Annotated in this window: 24 protein-coding genes; 21 read left to right on the top strand and 3 right to left on the bottom strand. The window is 71.8% G+C overall.

Going from position 1 to position 21,790, the window contains the following annotated elements; all coding sequences use genetic code 11:
- Positions 1–99 precede the first annotated feature (99 nt).
- The 20 genes from KGA65_RS04255 (at position 100) to KGA65_RS04350 (ending at position 18,027) form a co-directional block, all read left to right on the top strand.
- On the top strand, positions 100–732 hold the full coding sequence (locus KGA65_RS04255) for an energy-coupling factor ABC transporter permease (RefSeq protein WP_225861896.1): 633 nt from the start codon (positions 100–102) through the stop codon (positions 730–732).
- A 2-nt stretch (positions 733–734) separates the two neighbouring features.
- Positions 735–1,544: a precorrin-4 C(11)-methyltransferase gene (gene cobM / locus KGA65_RS04260; RefSeq protein WP_225861897.1), complete on the top strand. Its 810-nt coding sequence runs from the start codon at positions 735–737 to the stop codon at positions 1,542–1,544.
- Positions 1,541–2,452 (top strand): sirohydrochlorin chelatase, encoded by a 912-nt coding sequence (locus KGA65_RS04265; RefSeq protein ID WP_225861898.1) that lies wholly within the window; start codon positions 1,541–1,543, stop codon positions 2,450–2,452. Before cobM ends, KGA65_RS04265 begins: the two co-directional genes overlap by 4 nt.
- Positions 2,449–3,132 (top strand): precorrin-8X methylmutase, encoded by a 684-nt coding sequence (locus KGA65_RS04270; protein ID WP_225861899.1) that lies wholly within the window; start codon positions 2,449–2,451, stop codon positions 3,130–3,132. Before KGA65_RS04265 ends, KGA65_RS04270 begins: the two co-directional genes overlap by 4 nt.
- The gene (locus KGA65_RS04275) at positions 3,129–4,247 is read left to right on the top strand and encodes a cobalt-precorrin-5B (C(1))-methyltransferase (RefSeq protein ID WP_225861900.1); all 1,119 of its coding nucleotides are present in this window, start codon (positions 3,129–3,131) and stop codon (positions 4,245–4,247) included. The genes KGA65_RS04270 and KGA65_RS04275 overlap by 4 nt, the downstream gene beginning before the upstream one ends.
- Before the next feature lie 7 nt (positions 4,248–4,254).
- Positions 4,255–5,598 carry a precorrin-6y C5,15-methyltransferase (decarboxylating) subunit CbiE gene (cbiE, locus tag KGA65_RS04280; RefSeq protein WP_225861901.1) on the top strand — a complete coding sequence of 448 codons (1,344 nt, stop codon included), beginning with the start codon at positions 4,255–4,257 and terminating at the stop codon, positions 5,596–5,598.
- Positions 5,595–6,401, top strand: a complete 807-nt coding sequence (gene cobI / locus KGA65_RS04285; RefSeq protein WP_225861902.1) for a precorrin-2 C(20)-methyltransferase — start codon at positions 5,595–5,597, stop codon at positions 6,399–6,401. The genes cbiE and cobI overlap by 4 nt, the downstream gene beginning before the upstream one ends.
- Positions 6,398–7,159: a cobalamin biosynthesis central domain-containing protein gene (locus tag KGA65_RS04290; protein ID WP_225861903.1), complete on the top strand. Its 762-nt coding sequence runs from the start codon at positions 6,398–6,400 to the stop codon at positions 7,157–7,159. The genes cobI and KGA65_RS04290 overlap by 4 nt, the downstream gene beginning before the upstream one ends.
- Positions 7,156–8,253 (top strand): 5,6-dimethylbenzimidazole synthase, encoded by a 1,098-nt coding sequence (gene bluB, locus KGA65_RS04295; protein WP_225861904.1) that lies wholly within the window; start codon positions 7,156–7,158, stop codon positions 8,251–8,253. Before KGA65_RS04290 ends, bluB begins: the two co-directional genes overlap by 4 nt.
- The gene (gene cobJ / locus KGA65_RS04300) at positions 8,250–9,257 is read left to right on the top strand and encodes a precorrin-3B C(17)-methyltransferase (RefSeq protein WP_225861905.1); all 1,008 of its coding nucleotides are present in this window, start codon (positions 8,250–8,252) and stop codon (positions 9,255–9,257) included. Before bluB ends, cobJ begins: the two co-directional genes overlap by 4 nt.
- A complete protein-coding gene (locus KGA65_RS04305) occupies positions 9,254–9,679 on the top strand; it encodes a (2Fe-2S) ferredoxin domain-containing protein (RefSeq protein ID WP_225861906.1) in 426 nt (141 codons plus the stop codon). Before cobJ ends, KGA65_RS04305 begins: the two co-directional genes overlap by 4 nt.
- Positions 9,679–10,644 (top strand): adenosylcobinamide-phosphate synthase CbiB, encoded by a 966-nt coding sequence (gene cbiB, locus KGA65_RS04310; RefSeq protein WP_225861907.1) that lies wholly within the window; start codon positions 9,679–9,681, stop codon positions 10,642–10,644. Before KGA65_RS04305 ends, cbiB begins: the two co-directional genes overlap by 1 nt.
- Positions 10,641–11,735 (top strand): aminotransferase class I/II-fold pyridoxal phosphate-dependent enzyme, encoded by a 1,095-nt coding sequence (locus KGA65_RS04315; protein ID WP_225861908.1) that lies wholly within the window; start codon positions 10,641–10,643, stop codon positions 11,733–11,735. Before cbiB ends, KGA65_RS04315 begins: the two co-directional genes overlap by 4 nt.
- Positions 11,732–12,565 carry an adenosylcobinamide-GDP ribazoletransferase gene (locus KGA65_RS04320; protein ID WP_225861909.1) on the top strand — a complete coding sequence of 278 codons (834 nt, stop codon included), beginning with the start codon at positions 11,732–11,734 and terminating at the stop codon, positions 12,563–12,565. The genes KGA65_RS04315 and KGA65_RS04320 overlap by 4 nt, the downstream gene beginning before the upstream one ends.
- A complete protein-coding gene (locus KGA65_RS04325; RefSeq protein ID WP_225861910.1) occupies positions 12,556–13,173 on the top strand; it encodes a histidine phosphatase family protein in 618 nt (205 codons plus the stop codon). The genes KGA65_RS04320 and KGA65_RS04325 overlap by 10 nt, the downstream gene beginning before the upstream one ends.
- A gap of 13 nt (positions 13,174–13,186) precedes the next feature.
- Entirely contained in the window at positions 13,187–13,756 is a 570-nt protein-coding gene (cobU, locus tag KGA65_RS04330; protein ID WP_225861911.1) for a bifunctional adenosylcobinamide kinase/adenosylcobinamide-phosphate guanylyltransferase, read from the top strand.
- A 4-nt stretch (positions 13,757–13,760) separates the two neighbouring features.
- Entirely contained in the window at positions 13,761–14,651 is an 891-nt protein-coding gene (locus tag KGA65_RS04335; RefSeq protein ID WP_225861912.1) for a cobalamin-binding protein, read from the top strand.
- Positions 14,648–16,186 (top strand): cobyric acid synthase, encoded by a 1,539-nt coding sequence (locus KGA65_RS04340; protein ID WP_225861913.1) that lies wholly within the window; start codon positions 14,648–14,650, stop codon positions 16,184–16,186. Before KGA65_RS04335 ends, KGA65_RS04340 begins: the two co-directional genes overlap by 4 nt.
- Before the next feature lie 72 nt (positions 16,187–16,258).
- On the top strand, positions 16,259–17,332 hold the full coding sequence (locus KGA65_RS04345) for a GSCFA domain-containing protein (RefSeq protein ID WP_225861914.1): 1,074 nt from the start codon (positions 16,259–16,261) through the stop codon (positions 17,330–17,332).
- Positions 17,329–18,027 (top strand): hypothetical protein, encoded by a 699-nt coding sequence (locus KGA65_RS04350; protein WP_225861915.1) that lies wholly within the window; start codon positions 17,329–17,331, stop codon positions 18,025–18,027. The genes KGA65_RS04345 and KGA65_RS04350 overlap by 4 nt, the downstream gene beginning before the upstream one ends.
- Here KGA65_RS04350 and KGA65_RS04355 read toward each other — a convergent pair.
- A complete protein-coding gene (locus KGA65_RS04355; RefSeq protein WP_225861916.1) occupies positions 17,998–18,930 on the bottom strand; it encodes an AraC family transcriptional regulator in 933 nt (310 codons plus the stop codon). The two genes, KGA65_RS04350 and KGA65_RS04355, sit on opposite strands and share 30 nt — an antisense overlap.
- Positions 18,931–19,030: 100 nt before the next feature.
- On the opposite strand from KGA65_RS04355, the gene KGA65_RS04360 reads away from it, so the two are divergent.
- Positions 19,031–19,798, top strand: coding sequence for an SDR family oxidoreductase (locus KGA65_RS04360; protein WP_225861917.1), 768 nt, complete (start codon positions 19,031–19,033; stop codon positions 19,796–19,798).
- Here the strand turns inward: KGA65_RS04360 and KGA65_RS04365 are convergent.
- Together KGA65_RS04365 and KGA65_RS04370 are read right to left on the bottom strand one after the other, a co-directional pair.
- Complete coding sequence (locus KGA65_RS04365; protein ID WP_225861918.1) at positions 19,767–21,350, bottom strand: DUF2779 domain-containing protein; 1,584 nt, start codon at positions 21,348–21,350, stop codon at positions 19,767–19,769. The genes KGA65_RS04360 and KGA65_RS04365 overlap by 32 nt on opposite strands.
- Positions 21,351–21,431: 81 nt before the next feature.
- Positions 21,432–21,773 (bottom strand): Rieske 2Fe-2S domain-containing protein, encoded by a 342-nt coding sequence (locus KGA65_RS04370; RefSeq protein WP_225861919.1) that lies wholly within the window; start codon positions 21,771–21,773, stop codon positions 21,432–21,434.
- Positions 21,774–21,790 lie beyond the last annotated feature (17 nt).

Here is a 21,790-nt window from a genome sequence, read left to right on the forward strand (position 1 = left end):
GTGTCGCCCTCGTGCCGGCCGTCCATCCCTCTTTCCGCCTTGACGGGCTGATGTCGCCGTCAATGTCGCGCCCGGTGGGGGCGCAGGAAAGAGAGACCCATGCACATCGAACCCGGCCTGCTGGCCCAGACCCAAATCCTGGCCGCCAACGGCGTGGCCGCCGCCGTGCTGGCCAGCCACGCGCCCGCGCTGTTGCGCCGCCCGGTGCTGTGGCTGCGCACGCTGCTGGCCACCGTGTTCTTCACGCTGTTCATGCAGATGTTCCACCTGCAGGTGGGGCCGTCGGAGCTGCATTTCGTGGGCGCCATGCCCATCTACCTGACCCTGGGCTACCTGCCCACGCTGTTCGGCTTTGCCGCCGGCCTGCTGCTGCAGGGCCTGGTGTTCGAACCGCAGGACCTGCTGCACCTGGGCGTGAATTCCCTCTCGCTGATGGTGCCGCTGATGGTGCTGCACGCCACGCTGGGCCGCCGCCCGCAGGCGCTCACCGTGGCCCGCGTGCTGCGGCTGGACGCGGTCTACTACGCCGGCGTCACGCTGATGGTGGGCTTCTGGCTGTCGATGGCCCAGGTCGCCACGCCGTTCTCTGACTGGCTGTGGTTTGCCAGCAGCTACCTGAGCCTGGTGGTGCTGGAGCCCATGTTCACGCTGACCGTGCTGACCGGCCTGCAGCGCCTGAACCCGCCGGCCTGGCTGCGCCTGTGCTTTGACGAACGCCTGAGCCGCGCCTGAGCATGGCCGCCCACGACAGCGCCGCGCCGCCAGGCCGCGGCACGGTCTGGTTCGTCGGTGCCGGCCCGGGGGACCCGGACCTGCTCACCGTCAAGGGCCGGGACCTGATCGCCCGCGCGGGCGCCATCCTGTTCGCCGGCTCGCTGGTGAACGTGGCGGCCACCCGCTGGGCGCCGCCGGGCTGCGTCATCGCCGACAGCAAGGACATGACGCTGGAACAGATGGCCGCCTGGCTGATCGACCAGGCCGGGCGCTGCGAGACCGTGGTGCGCCTGCAGACCGGCGACCCGGCGCTCTATGGCGCGCTGATCGAGCTGGTGCAGCCGCTGGACGCCGCGGGCGTGCCGCTGCGGGTGGTGCCGGGCGTGTCCTCGGCCATGGCCTCGGCCGCTGCGGCGGTGGAAAGCTTCACCCTGCCCGAGGTGACGCAGACCACCATCTTCACCCGCGTGGAAGGGCGCACGCCCATGCCCGCGGGTGAGGACCTGGCGGCCCTGGCCGCGCACCGCAGCACGCTGTGCATCTTCCTGTCCATCACCCTGCTGCACAAGGTCGAGGCCGGCCTGCGCGCGGCCGGCTGGCCGGAAGACGCGCCCATGCTCGTCGTTCACAAGGCCAGTTGGCCCGGCGAGGAGCAAATCGTGCGCGGCACTCTGGCCACCATCAAGCAGCAGTGCCGCGACGCCGGCATCGTCAGCCAGGCCATGGTCATCGCCAGCCCCACGCTGGGCGCGCGCCACTGGCCCGCGCTGACCCGCTCCAAGCTCTACGACCCCAGCTTCACCCACCGCTTTCGAAAGGCCAGCGCATGAACACCGACCTGAACACGGCCCTGCGCGACACCACCCTCTTCATCGTGGGCCACGGCTCGCGCGAAGAGAGTGGCAACCAGGAGATCCGCGACTTCGTGGCCCAGTGGCGGGCCCGCCAGCCCGGCTGGCGCATCGAAGTGGGCTTCATCGAGTTCGCGTCCCCGTCGCTGCACGACGGCCTGCGAGCCGCCGCCCAGGGCGCGCGCCGCGTGCTGGTGCTGCCGCTCATTCTGAACGCGGCCGGCCACGTGAAGATGGAGATCCCCGAGGCCATTGAGCATGCCCGGGCCGACTGCCCGCAGGTCGAATTCCTCTACGGCCCGCACCTGACGGCCTGCGATCCCATCCTCGACATCCTGAAGCGCCAGCTGCGCCATGCCATGGCCGCGCTGGACATGCCCGACCCGACCACCACCGGCGTGGTGCTGCTGGGTCGGGGCTCCTCGGACCGCGGCGCCAACGGCGACATGGCCAAGATGGCCCGCTGGCTGCAGGAGGCCGGCGACCACGAGCTGGTCGACCTGGCCTTCACCGGCATCACCTTTCCGCGTCTGGAGCGGGTGGTGCAGCGCCAGGCCCGCATCGGCATGACGCAGCTCGTGGTGCTGCCGTACTACCTCTACACCGGCACGCTGATGCAGCGCATCGGCCGCCAGGTCGAGCACCTGCGCGCGCAGTACCCGCAGATCCGCTTCGCCCTGGGCACGCACTTCGGCTTCGAGCCCGAGATCTTCGCCCTGCTGGAACAGCGCGTGACCGACCTGGTGGCCGGCCGCCAGGACAGCGCGCTGAGCTGCGACGGCTGCCGCTTCCGCGAGATCGCCCACGACCTGGGGCATGGGCACAGCCACGAGCACACGCACGGCCCTGCCCATGACCATGACCATGCGCCGGTGGTGATGGCATGAGCGTCCCCCAGGCCAACACCGTCACCGAGCAACTGACCCGCGCTGGCCAGGCCATCGAGCACGACAGCTTCGCCATCATCGACGCCGAGGCCGGCCCGCACCGCTACCGCGCCGAGCAGTGGCCCATCGTGCGGCGCATGATCCACGCCAACGCCGATTTCGAGTTCAACGGCCTGACCGACTTCCACCCCGACGCGGTGGCCGCCGGCATCGCGGCCATCCGCCACGGCGGCACGCCGGTGGTGGCCGATGTGGAGATGATCTGCTCGGGCCTGTCGGCGCCGCGCCTGGCGCACTTCGGCATGGTCCCCCACCAGTTCATCAGCGACGCCGATGTGATCGCCGCGGCCCAGGCCGAGGACAGCACCCGCGCCGTGCAGGCCATGCGCAAGGCCCATCGCCTGGGCCTGCTGCAGGGCGCCATCGTCGGCATCGGCAATGCGCCCACCGCACTGATCGAGCTGGTGCGCCTGATCCGCGAGGAAGGCCTGCGCCCGGCTCTGGTCATCGGCATGCCGGTGGGCTTCGTCTCGGCGGCCGAGTCCAAGGCGCTGATGGCCGAGGTGGGCGAGGTGCCCTGGATCGTCATCCGTGGTCGCAAGGGTGGCTCCACCCTGGTGGTGGCGGCCCTGCATGCGCTGCTGGCCCTGGCCGAAGCCGCGGAGCGCGCCCCGGCATGATGGAGAAGACCGTCCGGCGCGGAGAGCGCACCGGCTTCACCACCGGCGCCTGCGCGGCCGCGGCCGCGCGGGCGGCGGCGCTGGGCCTGGTGACGGGCGCGGTGCCGGCCACGGTGGAGAGCCTGCTGCCCAACGGCCAGCGGGTGGTCTTCGCCGTGCAGGACGGACGTGCGGATGGACAAAGTGCCCACGCCATGGTGGTCAAGTTCGCGGGCGACGACCCTGACTGCACCGACGGCGCCCACCTCACCGTGGACCTGCGCCGCCTGCCGGGCCAGGCCGGTGTGCTGCGGCTGCGCGGCGGCGTGGGCGTGGGCACGGTGACCATGGCGGGCCTGGGCCTCGAGGTGGGCGGCCCCGCCATCAACCCGGTGCCTCGCCGCAACATCGAGGACAACCTGCGCGAGGTCGCGGCCGAGCTGCTGACGCAGGACGGGCTGGACGTGACCGTCTCCGTGCCGCAGGGCGAGGAGATGGCGAAGAAGACCCACAACGCCCGGCTGGGCATCCTGGGGGGCATCTCCATCCTGGGCACCACCGGCATCGTCAAGCCCTACAGCACCTCGGCCTGGCGGGCCAGCGTGGTGCAGGGCGTGCAGCTGGCGGCCACGCTGTCGCACGGCGTGGTGGTGCTCACCACCGGCGGGCGCACCGAGAAGTTCGCCATGGCCGAGCGGCCGCAGCTGCCCGCCACCTGCTTTGTGCAGATGGGCGACTTTCTGCGTTACGCGCTGGACGAGGCGGTGGCCCGCGGCCTGCGCGAGGTGGTCATCGCCGGCATGGTGGGCAAGCTCACCAAGATCGCCCAGGGCGAGACCATCACCCACGCCAACCGGGCCGAGGTGGACACCGCCTTGCTGGCCCGGCTGGCGGCCGAGGTGGGCGCGCCGCCCGACGAATGCGCGGCCATCGCCGCCGCCGAGACCGCCCGCTTTGCCGCCGAGCGCATGGCGGCCCTGGGTCGGATCGACGCCTTCCACACCCGCCTGGCCCAGGCCGTGGTGGCCACCCTGAGCGACCCGGCCCGCTACGGCGGGCGCCTTCGCCTGCAGGTGCTGGTCTGTGATTTCGAGGGCCAGAAGCTGGCCGAAGCTACTTCTGAGTCCTGTTCTTGAGATGCCCATGAAAGACTCCCTGGAACCGGGGTTCCGCGACCCCAACCCCTGCCGCGTGATCGGCGTGCTGGACGACGGTGCCGCCAGCCTGGACGCCACGGCCCTGGCCCATCTGCGCACGGCCGATGTGGTGATCGGCGCCAGCCGGCAGCTGCAGACCCTGGCCGGGGAGATCCGCCCCCAGGCGCGCCGGCTCGACCTGGGCGGCGAGCTGGCCCGGGTGCCCGGCTGGGTGCGCGCGGCCCGGGCCGATGGGCTGCGGGTGGTGGTGCTGGCCAGTGGCGACCCGCTGTGCCACGGCATTGCCGCCTACCTGGGCGCGCGCCTGTGCCTGGATGCGCTGGAGGTGCTGCCCAACCGCTCCACGCTGCAGCTGGCCTGCGCCCGCATCGGCCTGGCCTGGCAGGACGCCGTCATCGTCTCCATCCACACCCGCGATGCCGGCGAATGGTCGGTCGGCGCCGAGCCCGGCCATGGCCTCTACCCGCTGGCCCAGGCCCTGCGCCAGCACGACCGCCTGCTGGTGCTCACCAGCCCTGACAACAGCCCCGACCGGGTGGCCCGCCTGCTGATGGCCGAAGGCCTGGGCGAGGACTTCCAGCTGGCGGTGGCCGAGTGCCTGCTGCAGCCGGGCGAGCGGGTGCGCAGCGGCCTGAGCGCGGCCGAGACCGCCACGCTGCGCTTTGCCGACCCCAATGTGCTGCTGCTGTGGCGGGTGCAGCCGCGCCAGCCCACCGTGCGCTTTGGCCTGGCCGATGCGGCCTATGCCCAGCGCCAGCCCCGAGGCAACCAGGAAGGGGGCCTGATCACCAAGCAGGAGGTGCGCGCCGTCAGCCTGGCGCGGCTGCAGCTGCGGGCGGACAGCCGCGTCTGGGACATCGGCGCGGGCAGCGGCTCGGTGGGCCTGGAGGCCGCGCGCCTGTGCCCGCAGGGCCATGTCTGGGCCATCGAGAAGAACGCCGAGGACGTGGCCATCGCCGCGCGCAACCGTGCTGCCATGGGCCTGAGCAACCACACCCTGGTGCACGGCAAGGCGCCCGAGCACCTGGACCGCTGGCCCGACCCGGACGCCGTCTTCATCGGCGGCTCCGGCGGCGAACTGGCCGGGTTGATCACGCTGTGCCTGTCACGCCTGCGCCCGGGCGGCTGGCTGGTGATGAACTTCGTGACCTTGGAGAGCCTGGCCACGGCCACCCAGGCCCTGACCGTCGCTGGGGCGGCCTGGGATGTGTTGCAGTTGCAGGCAGCCCGCAGCAAGCCGATTCTGCAGATGCACCGCATGGCGGCCGAGAACCCGGTGTGGATCGTCTGCGCCCAGCGCGGCACCGCGCCTGAGGAGGCGAGCGCATGACGGTCCCCGTGACCCCCGGCACCCTGATCGGTGTCAGCCTGGGCCCGGGCGATCCGGAGCTGATCACCCGCGCGGCCTGGGCCCAGCTGCAGCGCCAAGAGGCGGTGTGGGTCTACCCGGCCCGCAGCACCAAGACGCCCAGCTACGCCTTCGACATCGCCCAGCGTGCGGGCCTGACGCCGCCGGCCGAGCACCAGGCCCTGCTGTTCCCGATGACGCACGACGCCGAGAAGCTGCTGCGCCACTGGCAGCGTGCGGCCGAGACGGTGCTGACCTGGCTGCAGGCCGGGCGCGACGTGCTCTTTCTGGTGGAGGGCGACGCCAGCACCTACGCCACCTTCGGCCACCTGGCCCGCACGCTGCAAGCCCAGGTGCCGGGCCTGCCGGTGCGAACCCTGGCTGGCGTCAACGCCTTCACGGCGGCCTGTGCGCGTCTGGGCCGGCCGCTGGCCGAGCAGGACGACACGGTGGCCATCGTGCCGGCGGCCTATGGTGTGGCCGCGCTGGACCGGCTGCTGCCCGAGTTCGACACCCTGGTGCTGCTGAAGGTCAAGCCGCTGATCGAGCCGATCTTCGACTGGCTGATCGCGCGCGGCCTGCTGGAGGGTGCCGACTTCATCGAGCGCTGCGGCGCCCCCGACGAGCGGGTGTACCGCGGCGCCGAGATGCTGGCCCTGCGCGGTCAGCCGGTCAGCTACCTGTCGCTGCTGCTGGTGCGCCATGGGCAACGCCTGCGCGGCGAGCGCATCCGCGGCTGCCTGAAGAAGACGCCGCCCATCCCGAACGCCCTCATCACCCCATGAACGAACTGTCGCCTTCATCTTCGCTGCCCCGCGTGGTCCTGGTGGCTCTGACCAAGCACGGCGCCGCCCAGGCCGCCGCCCTGGCGCGGCAACTGCCCGCGGCCGAGGTGTGTGTGGCGGCCAAGTTCGCCGCCGCCTTCGCCGGCCCGCTCAACCCGGTGCGCGCCTACGAGGGTGCCTTCAAGGACGAGGTGCCCGGCCTGTTCGCGCACTACGACCAGATCGTCTTCTTCGTCTCGCTGGGCGCGGTGGTGCGGCTGATCGCCCCGCACCTCAAGAGCAAGGACGAGGACCCCGGCGTGCTGGTGGTGGACGACGCCGCGCAGTTCGTCATCCCGGTGCTCTCGGGCCATGTGGGCGGCGCCAACGCCATGGCCGAGACGGTGGCCGCGCTGCTGGGCGCCACGCCGGTGCTGACCACCGCCTCCGACGTGGGCAAGACGATTCCGGTGGACATCCTGGGCCGCGAACTGGGCTGGACCGTGGAGGCCCCCAAGCTCAACATCACCCGCGTTTCGGCGGCCGTGGTCAACGAGGAGCCGGTGGCCTTTGTGCAGGAGGCCGGCAGCCCGCACTGGTGGACCCGGCCCACGCCGCTGCCGGCCCACATCCACCGCTTCGACCGCTTCGAGGCGGTGGACCTGGACCGCTATGCCGCCGTGCTGTGGGTCACCCACGCGCCGGTGCCGCCCGCGCTGTGGCAGTGGCTGGACCAGCGCCTGGTGGTCTACCGGCCGCCGCTGGAGGGGCAATCGTGAAGGTCGCGCTGGGGCTGGGGTGCGACCGCGGCACCCCCGAGGCCACGCTGGCCGAGGCCGTGGACCGGGCTCTGGCCGAACTTGCCACGCCCCCGCGTGAACCGGTGCGGGTGGTGGGCGCCGGCAGCATCACCCTCAAGGCCGACGAGCCGGGGTTGCTGGCGCTGGCCCGTGCGCGCGGCTGGTCGCTGCGCTTCTACCCGCCCGAGGTGTTGGCCCAGGTGAGCGTGCCCAATCCGTCCGAGATCGTGCGTCGGCACACCGGAACGCCCTCGGTCAGCGAGGCGGCGGCCCTGCTTACGGCCCTGGCCCGCGGCCCGGAGGCCCTGCGGGTCGAGAAGCTGCGCTGGCGCGGCGCCGATGGGCGCAGCGCCACCGTCTCGGTGGCCGTGGTGGACGACGCGCAGCAGCCCTGCTTCGACACCGCCCAGCGCGACGACGCCCAGGCCCTGCTGGCGGCGCGGCGCGACATGCGCCACTTCCTGCCGGGTTGCCGGGTGGACGAGAGCGTCATCGCGCGCCTGCTGGTGGCCGTGCAGGCCGCGCCCTCGGTTGGCCTGATGCAACCCTGGCGCCTGCTGCGCATCACCGACGGCGCGCTGCGCGAGGAACTGGCCCGCGAGGTGGATGCCGAGCGCCTGCGCACGGCGGCCCAGATGGGCCCGCGCGAAGCCGAATTTCTGGCGCTGAAGGTGGCCGGTGTGCGCGAGAGCGCCGAGCTGTGGGCCCTGGTGCTGGCCCCTGACGACGGCACGCTGTTCGGCCGCCGTACCCTGCCGCGCGACATGGCGGTGTGCTCGGCCGGCGCGGCGGTGCAGAACCTCTGGCTGGCCGCCCGGGCCGAGAACCTCGGCCTGGGTTGGGTGTCCCTGTTCGAGCCGGCGGTGCTGGCCCAGGCACTGCAGCTGCCGGCCGGTGCACAGGCCCTGGGCCTGCTGTGCCTGGGCCCGGTGGCCGCGTTCTATCCCCGGCCGATGCTCAGCCAGACCGGCTGGCGCCAGCCCCGCCCGCCCACCGCCTGGTGGGGCGAAAACCGCTGGGCCTTCGAGGCCGATCCCCCTCCCGTTTCCGCAGACCCTGGAGCCCCCGCATGAGCGCGCCCCTTTCCCCCTCCGACACCGCCGCCACCGCCGGCAAGATCATGCTGGTGGGCATCGGCCCCGGCAGCGTGGAGCACATGACCGGCCGCGCCCGCGCGGCCATCGCCGAGGCCGACACCATCATCGGCTACGTCACCTACATCAAGCTGGTGGCCGATCTGATCGAGGGCAAGGAGGTCATCCGCAAGAGCATGACCGAGGAGCTGGACCGTGCCATCGAGGCCCTGGACCGCGCCCGCGCCGGCAAGAAGGTGGCCCTGGTGTCCTCGGGCGATGCCGGCGTCTACGGCATGGCCGGCCCCACCTACGAGGTGCTGTTCGAGGCCGGCTGGACGCCCGACTCGGGCATCGCCGTCGAGATCGTGCCCGGCGCCTCGGCGCTCAACAGCTGCGCTGCGCTCGTCGGCGCGCCGCTGACGCACGACTTCTGCGCCATCTCGCTGTCGGACCTGCTGACCCCCTGGCCGGTCATCGCCCGCCGGCTGGACGCGGTGGCCCAGGCCGACTTCGTCGTCGCGCTCTACAACCCCAAGAGCGGGCGGCGCACCCAGCAGATCGTGCAAGCCCAGCAGCTCATGCTGCGCCACCGCCGGCCGGACACGCCGGTGGCCATCGTCAAGAGCGCCTACCGCCGCCGCGAGCAGATCACCTTCACCACGCTGGACCAGATGGCCGAGGCCGACATCGGCATGCTCAGCACCGTGCTGATCGGCAACAGCCAGACCTTTGTGCGCGCGGGCCGCATGGTGACGCCGCGCGGCTACGCCAACAAGTACGCGCTGGAAGAGGGCGGGGCCACCCGCGCCGGCGAGCAGGCTGGCCGCTCGCTCTCCACCGGCCTGCTGGGCTGGCTGCAGACCCTGCAGGCCGAGCACCAGGCTGGCGCCACGCCCGATGAGCTGGCCCGGCGCCACCGCCTGCCGGCCGACTACATCGTGCAGGCCCTGCTGGCGCCGGTCGAGGCCCCCGCGGCCGTTGCCGAGGAGGGCGAAGCATGAGTGAAGCGACGAACCCTGTGCCCATCGTTCCGCTTGACGACGTGCCCCGGCCGCGCATCGGTGCGTATGCGCGACACCTGCTGGTCTGCACCGGCCCGCGTTGCGCGCAGGAGGGACAATCGCAGGCTTTGTTCGACAGCCTGGGCGACAAGCTCAAGGCGGCCGGGCTGAACGAGGGGAGCCTGCGCGTGAAGCGCAGCCGGGTGAGCTGCTTTGCCGCGTGCAAGGGCGGCCCCATCCTCTGCGTGCAGCCCGACGGCACCTGGTACTACAACGTGACCCCCGAGACCCTGGATCGCATCATCGACGAGCACCTGCGCCACGGCCAGCCAGTGGCCGAGTGGGTGTTCCACCAAGGCCCCGGCTGCGTCGGCGCGGCCGATGACGAGACCCTGGGTCTGGAAGGCGATCGCGCGGCGTGATGTCGTTGGCTTTGTCTGCTCCCGTGACAGGCTGGGCCGTGGCGACGGCCCTGGCCTGGGACCGCCTGCTGGGCGAGCCGCCGGCGCGCTGGCATCCGGTGGTGGGCATGGGGCGGCTGCTGGGTGCGGTGGGCCCGCGTCTGTGGCCCTTGCCGCCCGCGCGTGCCCGCGGGGCCGGGGCTGCGGCCTGGTGCGCGATGGCGCTGGGGGTGGCGGCGGTGGCGGCCGGGTTGCAGGCGGGGCTGTCGCACGCCGTGGCGGCAGGGCTGCCAGCGGCCTGGCGGGACCTGACCACCGGCGTGTTGCTGGGCGTGTTGCTCAAGCCGCTGCTGGCCTGGCGCATGCTGCGCGGCGAGGTTCGGCAGGTGGAGGCCGCGCTGGGCCAGTCGCTGGACGAGGGTCGGCGCCGCCTGGCCTGGTTGGTCAGCCGGCCGGTGGACCGGCTCAGCGCCACCGAAGTGCGGGAAAGCGCGCTGGAGACCCTGGCCGAGAACCTCAGCGATTCGGTGGTGGCGCCGCTGTTCTGGTTTGCCATCGCCGGTCTGCCGGGCGCGGCGCTCTACCGCTTTGCCAACACGGCCGATGCGATGTGGGGCTACCGCGACCACCGCCGCTGGGGCGGCCAATGGGCGGCCCGCGCCGACGACGTGCTCAACTGGCTGCCGGCCCGGCTGACCGCGCTGGCGCTGTGCGGCGTGGCGGTGCGCTGGCCCGGCTGGCAGCGCCTGCGGGCGGAGGCCGCGCGGCCTGCCTCGCCCAATGGCGGCTGGCCGATGGGTGCACTGGCCCTGCTGCTGGGGCGGCGCCTGGGCAAGCCGGGCGTCTATGTGCTGAACCCGGAGGGGCGAATGGCCGAGCCGCACGATGTGACGCGGGCGTTGACCTGGTCAGGCCGGGTCGTGGGCTGGCTGGGCGTGGCTGGCCTGGCGGTGGCGGCCTCGGCCGCCTGGAGCTCGCTGTGGTGAGCCACGAGGCCATGGGCGCCCCTGCGGCCGGGCCTGAGCACGGTGGCCCCGATGGCGGGGCGGACATCCTGTACGACTTCTCGACCAATGCGAACCCGCTGCCCCTGCCGCCGGGCCTGCAGCGGGCGCTGGCCGAGGCCGACCGGCGCCATTACCCCGACCCCCATTACCAGGCCCTGTGCGCCCGGCTGGCCGAGCACCACGCCGTGGCACCGGCCCGGGTGCTGCCAACCGCGGGCAGCAGCGAAGCCATCCGCCGCCTGACCCTGCTGGCCCATCTGCAGGGCCTGGGCACGGCCTGGGTGCCGTCGCCGGGTTATGGCGACTATGCCGCCGCCGCCGAGGCCCTGGGGCTGCGGGTGCAGGGCTGGCCGGCCCCGGCCACGCTGCTGGATGGCCTGGACCGCGCCGCGTCGCCGGCCCTGGTCTGGCTCAACGAGCCCTGCAACCCCACCGGCGTCAGCCTGCCCACCCATTTCTGGCAGACCCTGGCCGAGATCGCCTGGCAGCGCGGCCACTGGCTGGTGCTGGACCGCGCCTACGAACCGCTGCGGCTGGAAGGCAGCGACCCCATCACCGGCAGCGTGGCGGCGCGCTGCTGGCAGCTGTGGTCGCCCAACAAGGCGCTGGGGCTGACCGGCATCCGCGCCGGCTATGTGCTGGCACCGGTGGAGGCCGCCGACGACCTGGGCCCGCGCCTGCGCGCGCTGGCGCCCAGCTGGGTGCTGTCGGCCGAAGGGGTGCAGATGCTGCTGGCCTGGTGGGGCGAGGAGGTGCAGGGCTGGCTGCAGGAGAGCCGCCGCACCCTGGAACAATGGCGCACCATGCAACGCAATCTTTTGGCGGACCTGGGCTGGGCGCAACGCGCCACCGTCACGCCGTTCTGGCTGGCCCGGCCGCCGCTGCCCGCGCGGCTGCTGGGCCTGCGGCTGCAACAGCTGCGTGCGGCCGGCATCAAGCTGCGTGACGCCACCTCCTTCGGCCTGCCCGGCTGGGTGCGGGTGGCCACGCGCCCCCCGGAAGCCCAGCGGGCCCTGGCGCTGGTCTGGCACGCCAGCCGCTGGAAGGGCGAAGAAGGAGACACCCCATGACCGGCCCCGAGGTCGTACCGCCCAAAGAGAGCGCCTGGCGTGGCGAGCTGCGCCTCTTCCTGACGGCGCTGCAGTTTTTCACCCGCCTGCCGGTGCCGGCCTGGGTGGGCTGGTCGGCCGCTCAGCTCAATGCCTCGGCCCGCCATTTCCCCAGCGTGGGCTGGCTGGTGGGCGCGGTGGTGGGCACCGTGCTGTGGGGCGGGGCGCAGCTGTGGTCGCCCGGGGTTGGGGCCTGGCTGGCGATCGCCGCTGGCGTGCTGCTGACCGGGGCCTTCCACGAAGACGGGCTGGCCGACAGCTGCGACGGCTTCGGGGGCGCCTGGCAGCGCGAGCAGGTGCTGGCCATCATGAAGGATTCGCGCGTGGGCAGTTACGCCACGCTGGGCGTGGTTATCACGTTGGGGCTGAAGGCGCAGCTGCTGATGCTGCTGGCCGAGCGCGCCCTGGGCTGGTGGGCCATCGTCGGCGTGACGGTGAGCGCCCATGCGCTCAGCCGCTGGGCCGCGCTGTGGGTGATGGCCCGGCTGAGCTATGTGCGCGAGGACGCGCTGTCCAAATCCAAGCCCATCGCCCAGGGCGTGGCCCGTGGGCCGCTGCTGTTCGCCACGCTGGTGGCCGCGCTGCCGCTGTTCACCCAGGGGCTGGCGGGGGTCTCAGCCGCGGTGTCGGCCCTGCTGATGGCCGGGCTGGCGGTGCGCTACCTGCGTCGCCGCCTGGGGGGCTATGTGGGCGATGCGCTGGGTGCCACCCAGCAGCTGACCGAGCTGGTGCTGCTGCTGTCGCTGCTGTCCCTGCCGCCGGCGGTGGAGAGTTTGAGCCGATGGCACTGATCCTGGCACGCCACACCCGGGTGGACCTGCCGGCCGGCACCTGCTACGGCCAGGCCGATGTGCCGCTGCTGCAGCCGCACGACCCGCCGTTCGACGGCGTGGGGCAGCGGCTGGGCGCGCTGCTGGCCCGCATCGGCGACGGCACCCGGGTGGCCCAGGTGGTCAGCAGCCCGCTGCGCCGCGCCCGCCTGCTGGCCGAGCATCTGTCCCGGGGGCTGGGCCAGCCGACCGCGACCGACCCGCGCTGGATGGAGCTGGATTTCGGTGCCTGGGAGGGCCGGCGCTGGGACGACATTCCCCGCGCCGAGAGCGACCCCTGGGCCGAGGACACCCTGCACCGCGCCCCGCCCGGCGGCGAAACGCAGAACGCGCTGATCGCCCGCGTGCAGGCGGCGCTGGCCGCGCTGCACGCCCCCGCCAGCCGGCCGGGCGAGGCGGTGCTGGTGGTGGCCCATGCCGGCCCGCTGCGGGTGGCGCTGGCCGCGGCCCAGGGCTGGGTGCCCTCGGCCGACCCGCAGCAGGCCCCGGTGTCGCTGGACTTTGGTGGCCTGACCTGGCTGGACCCGCTGCCCGCTGGCGGCTGGGTCCTGCGCGCCCTCAACGCTTGAATGTCTTCTTGCCATGGCTGAACACACCCTGATCCTGGGCGGCGCCCGTTCCGGCAAGAGCGCCTGGGCCGAACGTCAGGCCGCCGAATGGGCCGCAGCCGACGCCGGCCGCGCGGTGGTGGTCATCGCCACGGGCGAGGCCCGTGACGAGGAAATGGCCGCCCGCATTGCGCAGCACCGGGCCCAGCGCCCGGCCGGCTGGCAGACGGTAGAAGCCCCGCTGGCGCTGGCCGAAGCCCTGGCCGCGGCGGACGGCCCGCAGCGCCTGCTGCTGGTGGACTGCCTGACGCTGTGGCTCACCAACCTGCTGCTGGCCGATCTGCCGGCCGACCTGGACAGCGTGCGCGCGCTGCAACCCGGCCCGCGCTGGCAGGCCGGCCGGGCCGCCTTGCTGGCCACGCTGCCCCAGCTGCAGGCTCGGGTGCTGATGATCGGCAACGAGGTGGGCCACGGCATCGTGCCGCTGGGGGCGGTCAACCGCCTGTTCGTCGATGAAAGCGGCCGCCTGCACCAGGCCCTGGCCGTGCAGTGCGCGCAGGTGCGTTTCGTGATGGCGGGCTGTGTGCTGCCGCTCAAGGGTTGAGACGATGAAGAAGCTGAGTTTGCTGATGGCGGGTCTGTTGGTGTTGGCCGGCGCGGCCCAGGCCAGCGTCAGCGCCCGCGACGACGACGGCCGCACCGTGACGCTGCCGGCCCCGGCGCGCCGCATCATCAGCCTGGCGCCGCACACCACCGAGCTGCTCTACGCCGCCGGGGCCGGCCGTCAGCTCATCGCCACCGTGCGCTATGCCGACTACCCGCCCGAGGCCAAGGCCCTGCCGCAGGTGGGCGATGCCCATGCGCTGGACCTGGAGCGCATCGTCGCCCTGAAGCCTGACCTGATCGTGGTGTGGGTGCATGGCAGCTCGGCCCGGCAGATCGAGCGCCTGCGGGCGCTGAAGATCCCCGTCTTCCACAGCGAATCGCACACGCTCGAACAGGTGGGTGACGGCATCCGCCGCCTGGGCGTGCTGGCCGGCACCGCGGACGCGGCCAATGCGGCGGCCAACACCTACGCCCAGCGGCTCGCCACGCTGCGCGCCCGTTACAGCCAGCGCACCCCGCTGCGGGTGTTCTACCAAGTCTGGCAGCAGCCATTGCTGACCCTCAACCGGCAGCATCTGATCAGCGACGCCATCCGCCTGTGCGGCGGCGTCAACGTGTTTGCCCAGCAGACCGCGCTGGTGCCCACCGTCAGCCCCGAGGCGGTGCTGGCTGCCCGGCCGCAGGTGCTGGTGGCTGCCAGCGTGGGCGGCCAGCCCGACGACAGCCTGGCCCCGTGGGCGCCGTTCAGGCAGTTCGAGCCCATCGCCCGCCACCACGTGGTGTGGCTCAACACCGACCTGATCAGCCGCCAGGGCCCGCGCATCGTCGACGGCGCGCAGCAGCTCTGCGAGGGGCTGGACAAGGTGCGCGCCGACCTGGCCGCCAAGCCATGACGGCCCGGCCCTGGCTCGGCATCCCCAGCCGGGCGCTGATGGTGCAGGGCACCACCTCGGACGCCGGCAAGAGCACCCTGGTGGCCGGCCTGGCCCGCTGGCTGGTGCGCCAGGGCGCCAAGGTGGCACCCTTCAAACCGCAGAACATGGCCCTGAACAGCGCGGTGACGGCGGACGGCGGCGAGATCGGCCGCGCCCAGGCCCTGCAGGCCCTGGCCGCCCGCGTGCCGGCCACCACCGACATGAACCCGGTGCTGCTCAAGCCCAGCAGCGACACCGGCGCGCAGATCATCATCCACGGCTGGGTGCGCAGCGACATGGACGCCCGCGCTTACCACCAGTACAAGCCCATCGCCTTTGAGGCGGTGCGCGAGAGCTTCGAGCGCCTGCGCGCCGCGTACGACCTGGTGCTGGTGGAGGGCGCCGGCAGCCCGGCCGAGGTGAACCTGCGCGACCGCGACATCGCCAACATGGGCTTTGCGCTGCCTTACCGTGTGCCGGTGCTGCTGGTGGCCGACATCGACCGCGGCGGCGTCTTCGCCCACCTGACCGGCACGCTGGCCTGCCTGTCGCCCGAGGAACAGGCCCTGGTGCGGGGCTTCGTCATCAACCGCTTCCGGGGCGATGTGAGCCTGCTCACGCCCGGGCTGGACTGGCTGCAGCAGCGCACGGCCAAGCCCACGCTGGCGGTGCTGCCCTATCTGCACGGCCTGCACCTGGACGCCGAGGACGCGGTGGATGCCCAGCAGGCCGCGGCTGCCCACGGCCCGCGCCTGGTGGTGGCGGTGCCGGTGTTCCCGCGCATCAGCAACCACACCGACTTCGACGCGCTGCGCGCCCACCCGCAGGTGGACCTGCGCTTCGTCGGCCCCGGCCAGCCGCTGCCGGCCTGCGACCTGATCGTGCTGCCCGGCAGCAAGAACACCCTGGCCGACCTGCGCTGGCTGCGCGAACAGGGGCACGAGGCGGCCATCGCCCGCCACCTGCGCTATGGCGGCAAGCTCATCGGCATCTGCGGCGGCTTCCAGATGCTGGGCCGTGCGCTGCACGACCCGCTGGGCCTGGAAGGCCCCGCCGGCAGCCAGGCGGACGGCCTGGGCCTGCTGGACATGACGACCACGCTGGCCACTGACAAGCAGCTGCGCCGGGTTCAGGGGCGGCTGGCATCCTTGCCTGGCGCAGACGAGGCTTCCGCCGCCGTGCAGGGCTACGAGATCCACCTGGGCATCAGCCAGGGCCCGGCGCTGCAGCAGCCCGCGGCCTGGCTGCAGCCGGTGGGGGAAGAGGGCGTCGCCCCGCGCCCCGATGGCGCGCTGAGCCCCGACGGCCAGGTGTTGGGCAGCTATGTGCACGGCCTGTTCGACGACCCGCAGGCCCAGGCCGCCCTGCTGCGCTGGGCCGGCCTGCGCGACGCCGCCGCGGTGGACCTGGCCGCGCTGCGCGAAGCCAGCCTGGACCGCCTGGCCGATGTGCTGGAGGAGCACCTGGACGCCGATGCCCTGTGGCGGGTGGTGACGCGTCTGAGCCCGGGCTGAGATCGAGGGGATGGCTGGAGGCCGCCAGGTCGTCACAATCGGTCCGTTGCCACCGTCTTGTGCTGCAGATCTATGCACCCCTACCAGTCCCTGGACGACAAGAGCTTCTGGGCCACCGCTGTTGCCAAGCGGAACATGTTCGACATTTCGGATCTGTGGACGCCCAAATTCGACATTCGGCCTGACATGAAGGTCTCGACCTTTGGGTCGTGCTTTGCCCAGCACATTGGCCGGGCGCTGGCCGCCCGTGGCTTCAACTGGTTCATGCCAGAGGCCGCACCCACGGGGCTCAGCCCAGAAAACGCCCAGCGCTTCAACTACGGCGTGTTTTCGGCACGCACCGGCAATATCTACACCGTGTCGCTGTTGCGGCAGTGGGTGGAATGGGCCCTGGGAGAGGCGGTTGCGCCGGAGGAAGCGTGGTCCCAGGACGGGCGGTTCTACGATCCGTTTCGCCCCAACATCGAGCCGCAGGGATTCGAATCACCGCAAGAGATGCTGCGTTCCCGTGGGGCGGCGGTGGCAGCGTTCAGACGTTGCCTGAAGGAATCTGATCTGTTTGTCTTCACGCTTGGGTTGACCGAGAGTTGGTTCCACAGACAGTTCGGGTATGAATACCCCATGTGCCCCGGAACGGTGGCGGGCGAATTCCATGAGGACCAGCACAAATTCGTGAATCAGCTGTTTCCGTTCATCCGGAAGACGCTGGCGCAGACGCTGGAGAAGATCCAGGCCATCAACCCCACGATCAAGTTTCTGTTGACGGTGTCGCCGGTGCCGCTGACGGCGACCATGTCCGGTGGGCATGTGCTGGTGGCCACCATGGAGTCGAAATCCATCCTCCGTTCTGTGGCTGGCCAGTTGAGCCGGAACGTCGAGTCCGTGGACTACTTTCCGTCCTACGAGATCATCAGCGCCACGCCCTACCGTGGGACGTTCTTCGAGGCCAACCAGCGTCAGGTGAACCCGGTGGGTGTCAACCATGTGATGGACATGTTCTTCGAAGGCCTGGCCAAACGGGGCGGCTCGGCGAACGGCGCACTGGAGGGGCGTGATGCCCCCGGGGGGGCTCAGACCCGGGATGTTGTGTGCGAGGAAGAACTTCTGGGAGCATTCGCGCCATCTCGCCAGGTGAGCGCCCCATGAAGGTGGGGGTCATCGGGAACAGCCATCTGGCGAGTCTCAAGAAGGGCTGGGAGGCTTTGGCCGTTGCCAATCCGTCCGTGGCTTTGACCTTTTGGGGGGCGCCGGGGAACGACCTGGGCACGTTGGCCCGATCCGGAACCGCGTTGGTGTCACCGAGCGAGCAGGTCCGGCGGATGCTGGCCTTCACCAGTGGCGTGGGCGAAGAGATCCAAGTCCCCGATCACGATGTTGTGCTGCTGTATGGCCTGGATCTGCGGATCCCTTTCCTGCCCCTTGATTTGTCAGAGCAGGTTCGGCAGCAGACCTGCGTGGACTGCCTGGACGCCTCGCTCAATCTGCGGCTCGCACGTGAGATTCAAGGCATTTCCGGTCGGATCCCGATTTACATCGCCCCGCGCCCCATGGGCGCGTTTGTGGCCAAGCACAAGCTGAGCACGCCGCATGAGTCCTATGCCGAGGTGGTCCGGCGGTTTCAAAGGATCGCGGCCCAGGTTGCCTTGAAGTTTCAAGCACAGCCGCAGGAGACCTTGACCTACGACTGGTTCACCCAAGAACACTTTGCCCGCAACAGCGTCGATCTGGCCGGGCCCGATGGCGCAGACCTGGCCAAGGTGCGCCACCGGGTGGACCATCACCACATGAATGGTGACTACGGACGATTGTGGCTAGAGGGTTTCCTGCCGCAGTTGAGGTGACTGCCAGCTGGCGCGGGCGTAACGCCCGGGTGCTTGCCCCACCTGCCGGTGGAAGGCCAGGCTGAAGGCGCTGGCGGAGCCGTAGCCGACCCGCTCGGCCACTTCGGCGACGGGGCGCTGTTCATTGCGCAGCAAGGTCTTGGCGATCTCCATGCGCCAGGCCAGCAGGTACGCCATCGGCCCCAGGCCCATCACGCGCCGAAAGCGTTCGAAGAAGGCGGAACGGGACAGGGCGGCCAGCTTCGCCAGCTGTTCACTCGTCCAGGGCCGATCGACCTGGGCGTGCAGCTGGCTGAGCACACGCGCCAGACGGGCGTCGGCCAGGCCACGCAACAGCCCGGGGGGCGCGGTGTCGCTGGCCGCCATGCGCATCGATTCGATGAGCAGCAGGTCCACCAGGCGGGTGAGCGCGAAGTCCGCGCCGGGTTGGGCGTCGGCCGCTTCCTCGCCCACCATGCGCACCAACTGGGCCAGGCGGGCCGAGCCCCGCACATGGACCACGCCGGGCAGCATGGCGGCCAGCAGCGCGGCGTCGCCACCGTCAAAGGCGAAGGCACCGCCCAGCGAGCGCAGGTCCGGGCGTCCGCGGCGCTCGCCGTAGCGCAGCCCGCCCCGGGTGTTGGCGGCGGCCAGCGGGTCCAGCGGGATGGGCGGCGGGGCCTCGCCCGGGCTGGACAGCGTGAAGCTCGGCGTGCGAGGCAGCAACACGAAGTCGCCCGCCTGCAGGACGAGGGGGGCATGGCCATCGACGCTGAGCCGGCAACTGCCCGCCAGCAGGATGCAGAAGCTGGGCAGGCCGTACTCGGCATAGCGCACGGCCCAGGCGCCCTTGGCCGTGATGGGGTTGGCCATCACCGCACGAGGGCGCAGCAGGCGGACGACGTCGGACAGGGGATCGTGCATGTCTGGACGATCAATGAAGTTTGACGGACTGTAGACGATTGGAAGTCCGGTCCGTGGTCCCTATCGTTCATCCCATGTTCCACACCTCAGGAGATGAACCATGAAGACTGTGCTGATCACCGGCTGCTCGTCCGGCTATGGGCTGGAAACCGCTCGCCACTTTCACGCCCTGGGCTGGTCGGTCATCGCGACGATGCGCCAGCCCCGTGACGACAGCTTTCTTCCCGTGTCGGATCGGCTGCGCGTGCTGCCGCTGGACGTGACCCGCCCGGAGAGCATTGCCCAGGTGCTGGAGGCCGCCGGCCCCATCGACGTGCTGGTGAACAACGCCGGCATCGGCCTGTTCGGCGCCTTCGAGGCCACGCCCATGGCCACCGTGCACGAGCTCTTCGAGACCAACACCTTCGGCACCATGGCGATGTGCCAGGCGGTCATTCCGCAGTTCCGGGTCCGCGGGGCCGGCACGCTCATCAACGTCACCTCCAGCGCCGTGCTGGCGCCCATGCCTCTGGTGGCGGCCTACACCGCCAGCAAGATGGCCGTCGAGGGATTCAGCGCCTCCTTGGCGCTGGAGCTGGCACCGTTGGGCGTGCGGGTGAAGCTGGTCCAGCCCGGCTACGGCCCCACGACCCGGTTCGCGGCCAATGGCCAGGGGCGCATGCAGGGGCTCATCACCGAGCCCTATGCCGCCTACGCGCACAGCGTCTTCGCCCAGTTCCAGGGCGCTGCACGCACGACCCAGCCGGCCGATGTGGCCGAGGCGGTCTGGCAGGCGGCGCAGGAGGGGGCAGATCGGCTGCGCTATCCGGCGGGCCCGGACGCGGTGGCGCTGGCGGCTACCCCGGCTGGTCAGGGGAGCAGGGCCTGAACGCGGGGCCGGACGGGCACGTCGAGGCCTCTTCTTCACCGCGCTGTTCGAACAGCGCCACCATGTGGCGCAGCGCGGCGGTCTGCCGCTGGCCGTGGGCCAGCAGGGCGGCACGCAGCTGCTGCAGTTTGTCCGCCTGCAGACCGGGCTGCAGGGCGCGGGCAAAGGCCTCCAGCGGTGTATGCAGCCCTTCGCATTCGAAGTGCTCGGCCCCCAGATCGGGGGCGATGGCAGCGAACACCGACTTGGCCGACCAGGAGCCCGCCATGGCCGGGTGGTAGTAGTGGGCGCGGGCGATCTGGAACAGGTCGACGATGCGCTCGGCCAGCGCCAGCAGGGCCGGGCCCAGGTCCTCGAACTGGGCGGCCAGCTCGCGCAGGCGGTTGCGTTCGAAGCCGGCGTTGTAGGCCTGCACCGGACCGTTGTCGTTCCCCAGGGCCAGCAGCAGGCTTTGGGCAAAGGCGCGGCGCGGGTCGCCCGTGGCGTCGGCCAGAAAACCGTGGTGCTCAGGTGGCTGCCCCGGCGCGGCCACGGTGTCGCAGCTCCATTGGAACGGCAGCACCTGGTAGGGCCGCGTACCGGCCCACACCGGCACCGCAAAGCCGATGGTCTCAAAGCGCAGGAAACGCCGGGGATAGGGCAGGGCACGCAGCAGCGGGGCGGCGGCCGGTTCCAACACCGGCGCGTTCTGCTGTACCGCGCGCGTGGCACGGCGCAGACGGGCATCGGGCAAGGCGTCCAGCGGCACGCTGTGCAGGTCCACGTGGCCGGCGGCACGCAGTTGGGCGGCCAGTTCCCGGCCCACGATCTCCAGGCGTGCGCGCGCATCGCCGGGACGGGCGGGGGCCTCCGGCAGGGCGCAGTGCGCCAGCTGCTCGCAGGGGCCGGGCTGGGTGCAGGGGGCGCCCAGGGGCACGGCGGGTTCGGGCGCGCGGGCGCAGGCCTGCATGGCGGTCAGCCAGTGGCCCACCGGCCGCGATCCCAGCGTGGGGCCCAGGTCCACCTCGCGCAGCAGGCCGGCATAGCAGCCGTGGCCGGGGTAGATGAAGCCGGTGTCCACCAGCAGCAGGCCCACGCTCTGCACCCGCAGCCCGCTGCGGGCCGCCACATGGGCCCACAGCGCCACCGCGTCCACATCGGCCTCGGTGCCCACGGTGGCGTAGCGCAGCTTGAACAGGCGCCAGCCGTGCGAGCCGCGGGTGACCAGGTCGACGCGGGCGCACGCGCCGTCGTTACTGGCCAGGCAGGCGCCCAGCAGGGCCCAGCCTTCGGTCTGGGGCGTGGCCTCGGCCAGGGCGGCGTGGGTGCGCGCGATGGCCAGGTTCCAATCGGCCTCGGTGCGCGGGGCGGGCACCGCCACCCCGGCCGGAAAGGAGGCGCGCAGCGCCGCATCCAGCGCCGGCCCGTGGACCACGTCGGCATCCGTGGGGTCGGCCGGGGCCGGTGCAGCCTCTTCAGCAGCGGCCTGCCGGTGCAGCCAGAAGCGGCGCGCACAGGCCCGCCAGCGGCGCAGGTCCGCGTCGTCCAAGAGGGCAAGGGTGTCGGCCATCATGGGCAAAGGCTGGACAGAATCGGACAAACACGACAGATCGGGCCAGGGCGCGCCAGCGTCGACGGACGCCGACACCAAGGCTCAGTGGGCCCGTGCCGCCAAGGGCTTCACCGGGCCCACATCCACCAGAATGTCTTCCCCCTCCACCTGCAGTGGGTAGGGATGCAGCGCGCTGGGGTGGGCGTGCGACACGCACTTGCCGCTGCCCGCGTCATAGCCCCACTGGTGGATGGCGCAGACCACCCGCTGGCCGTCGAAGCAACCCTCGGCCAGCGGCACGTCGGCGTGCGGGCAACGGCCCCGGTAGGCCTTCAACTGCCCGCCCTGCGGCCAGACGAGCAGCACGCTCTTCTTGCCCACCTGAAACAAACCCATGCCGCCTTCGGCGACGGCGTCCTTGCGACAAACGGGGGTGAAGGCCATGGTGCGGGCTTCCGGGC

This window comes from Ideonella benzenivorans (genome assembly GCF_020387415.1).
Taxonomy (GTDB): Bacteria; Pseudomonadota; Gammaproteobacteria; order Burkholderiales; family Burkholderiaceae_C; genus Ideonella; species Ideonella benzenivorans.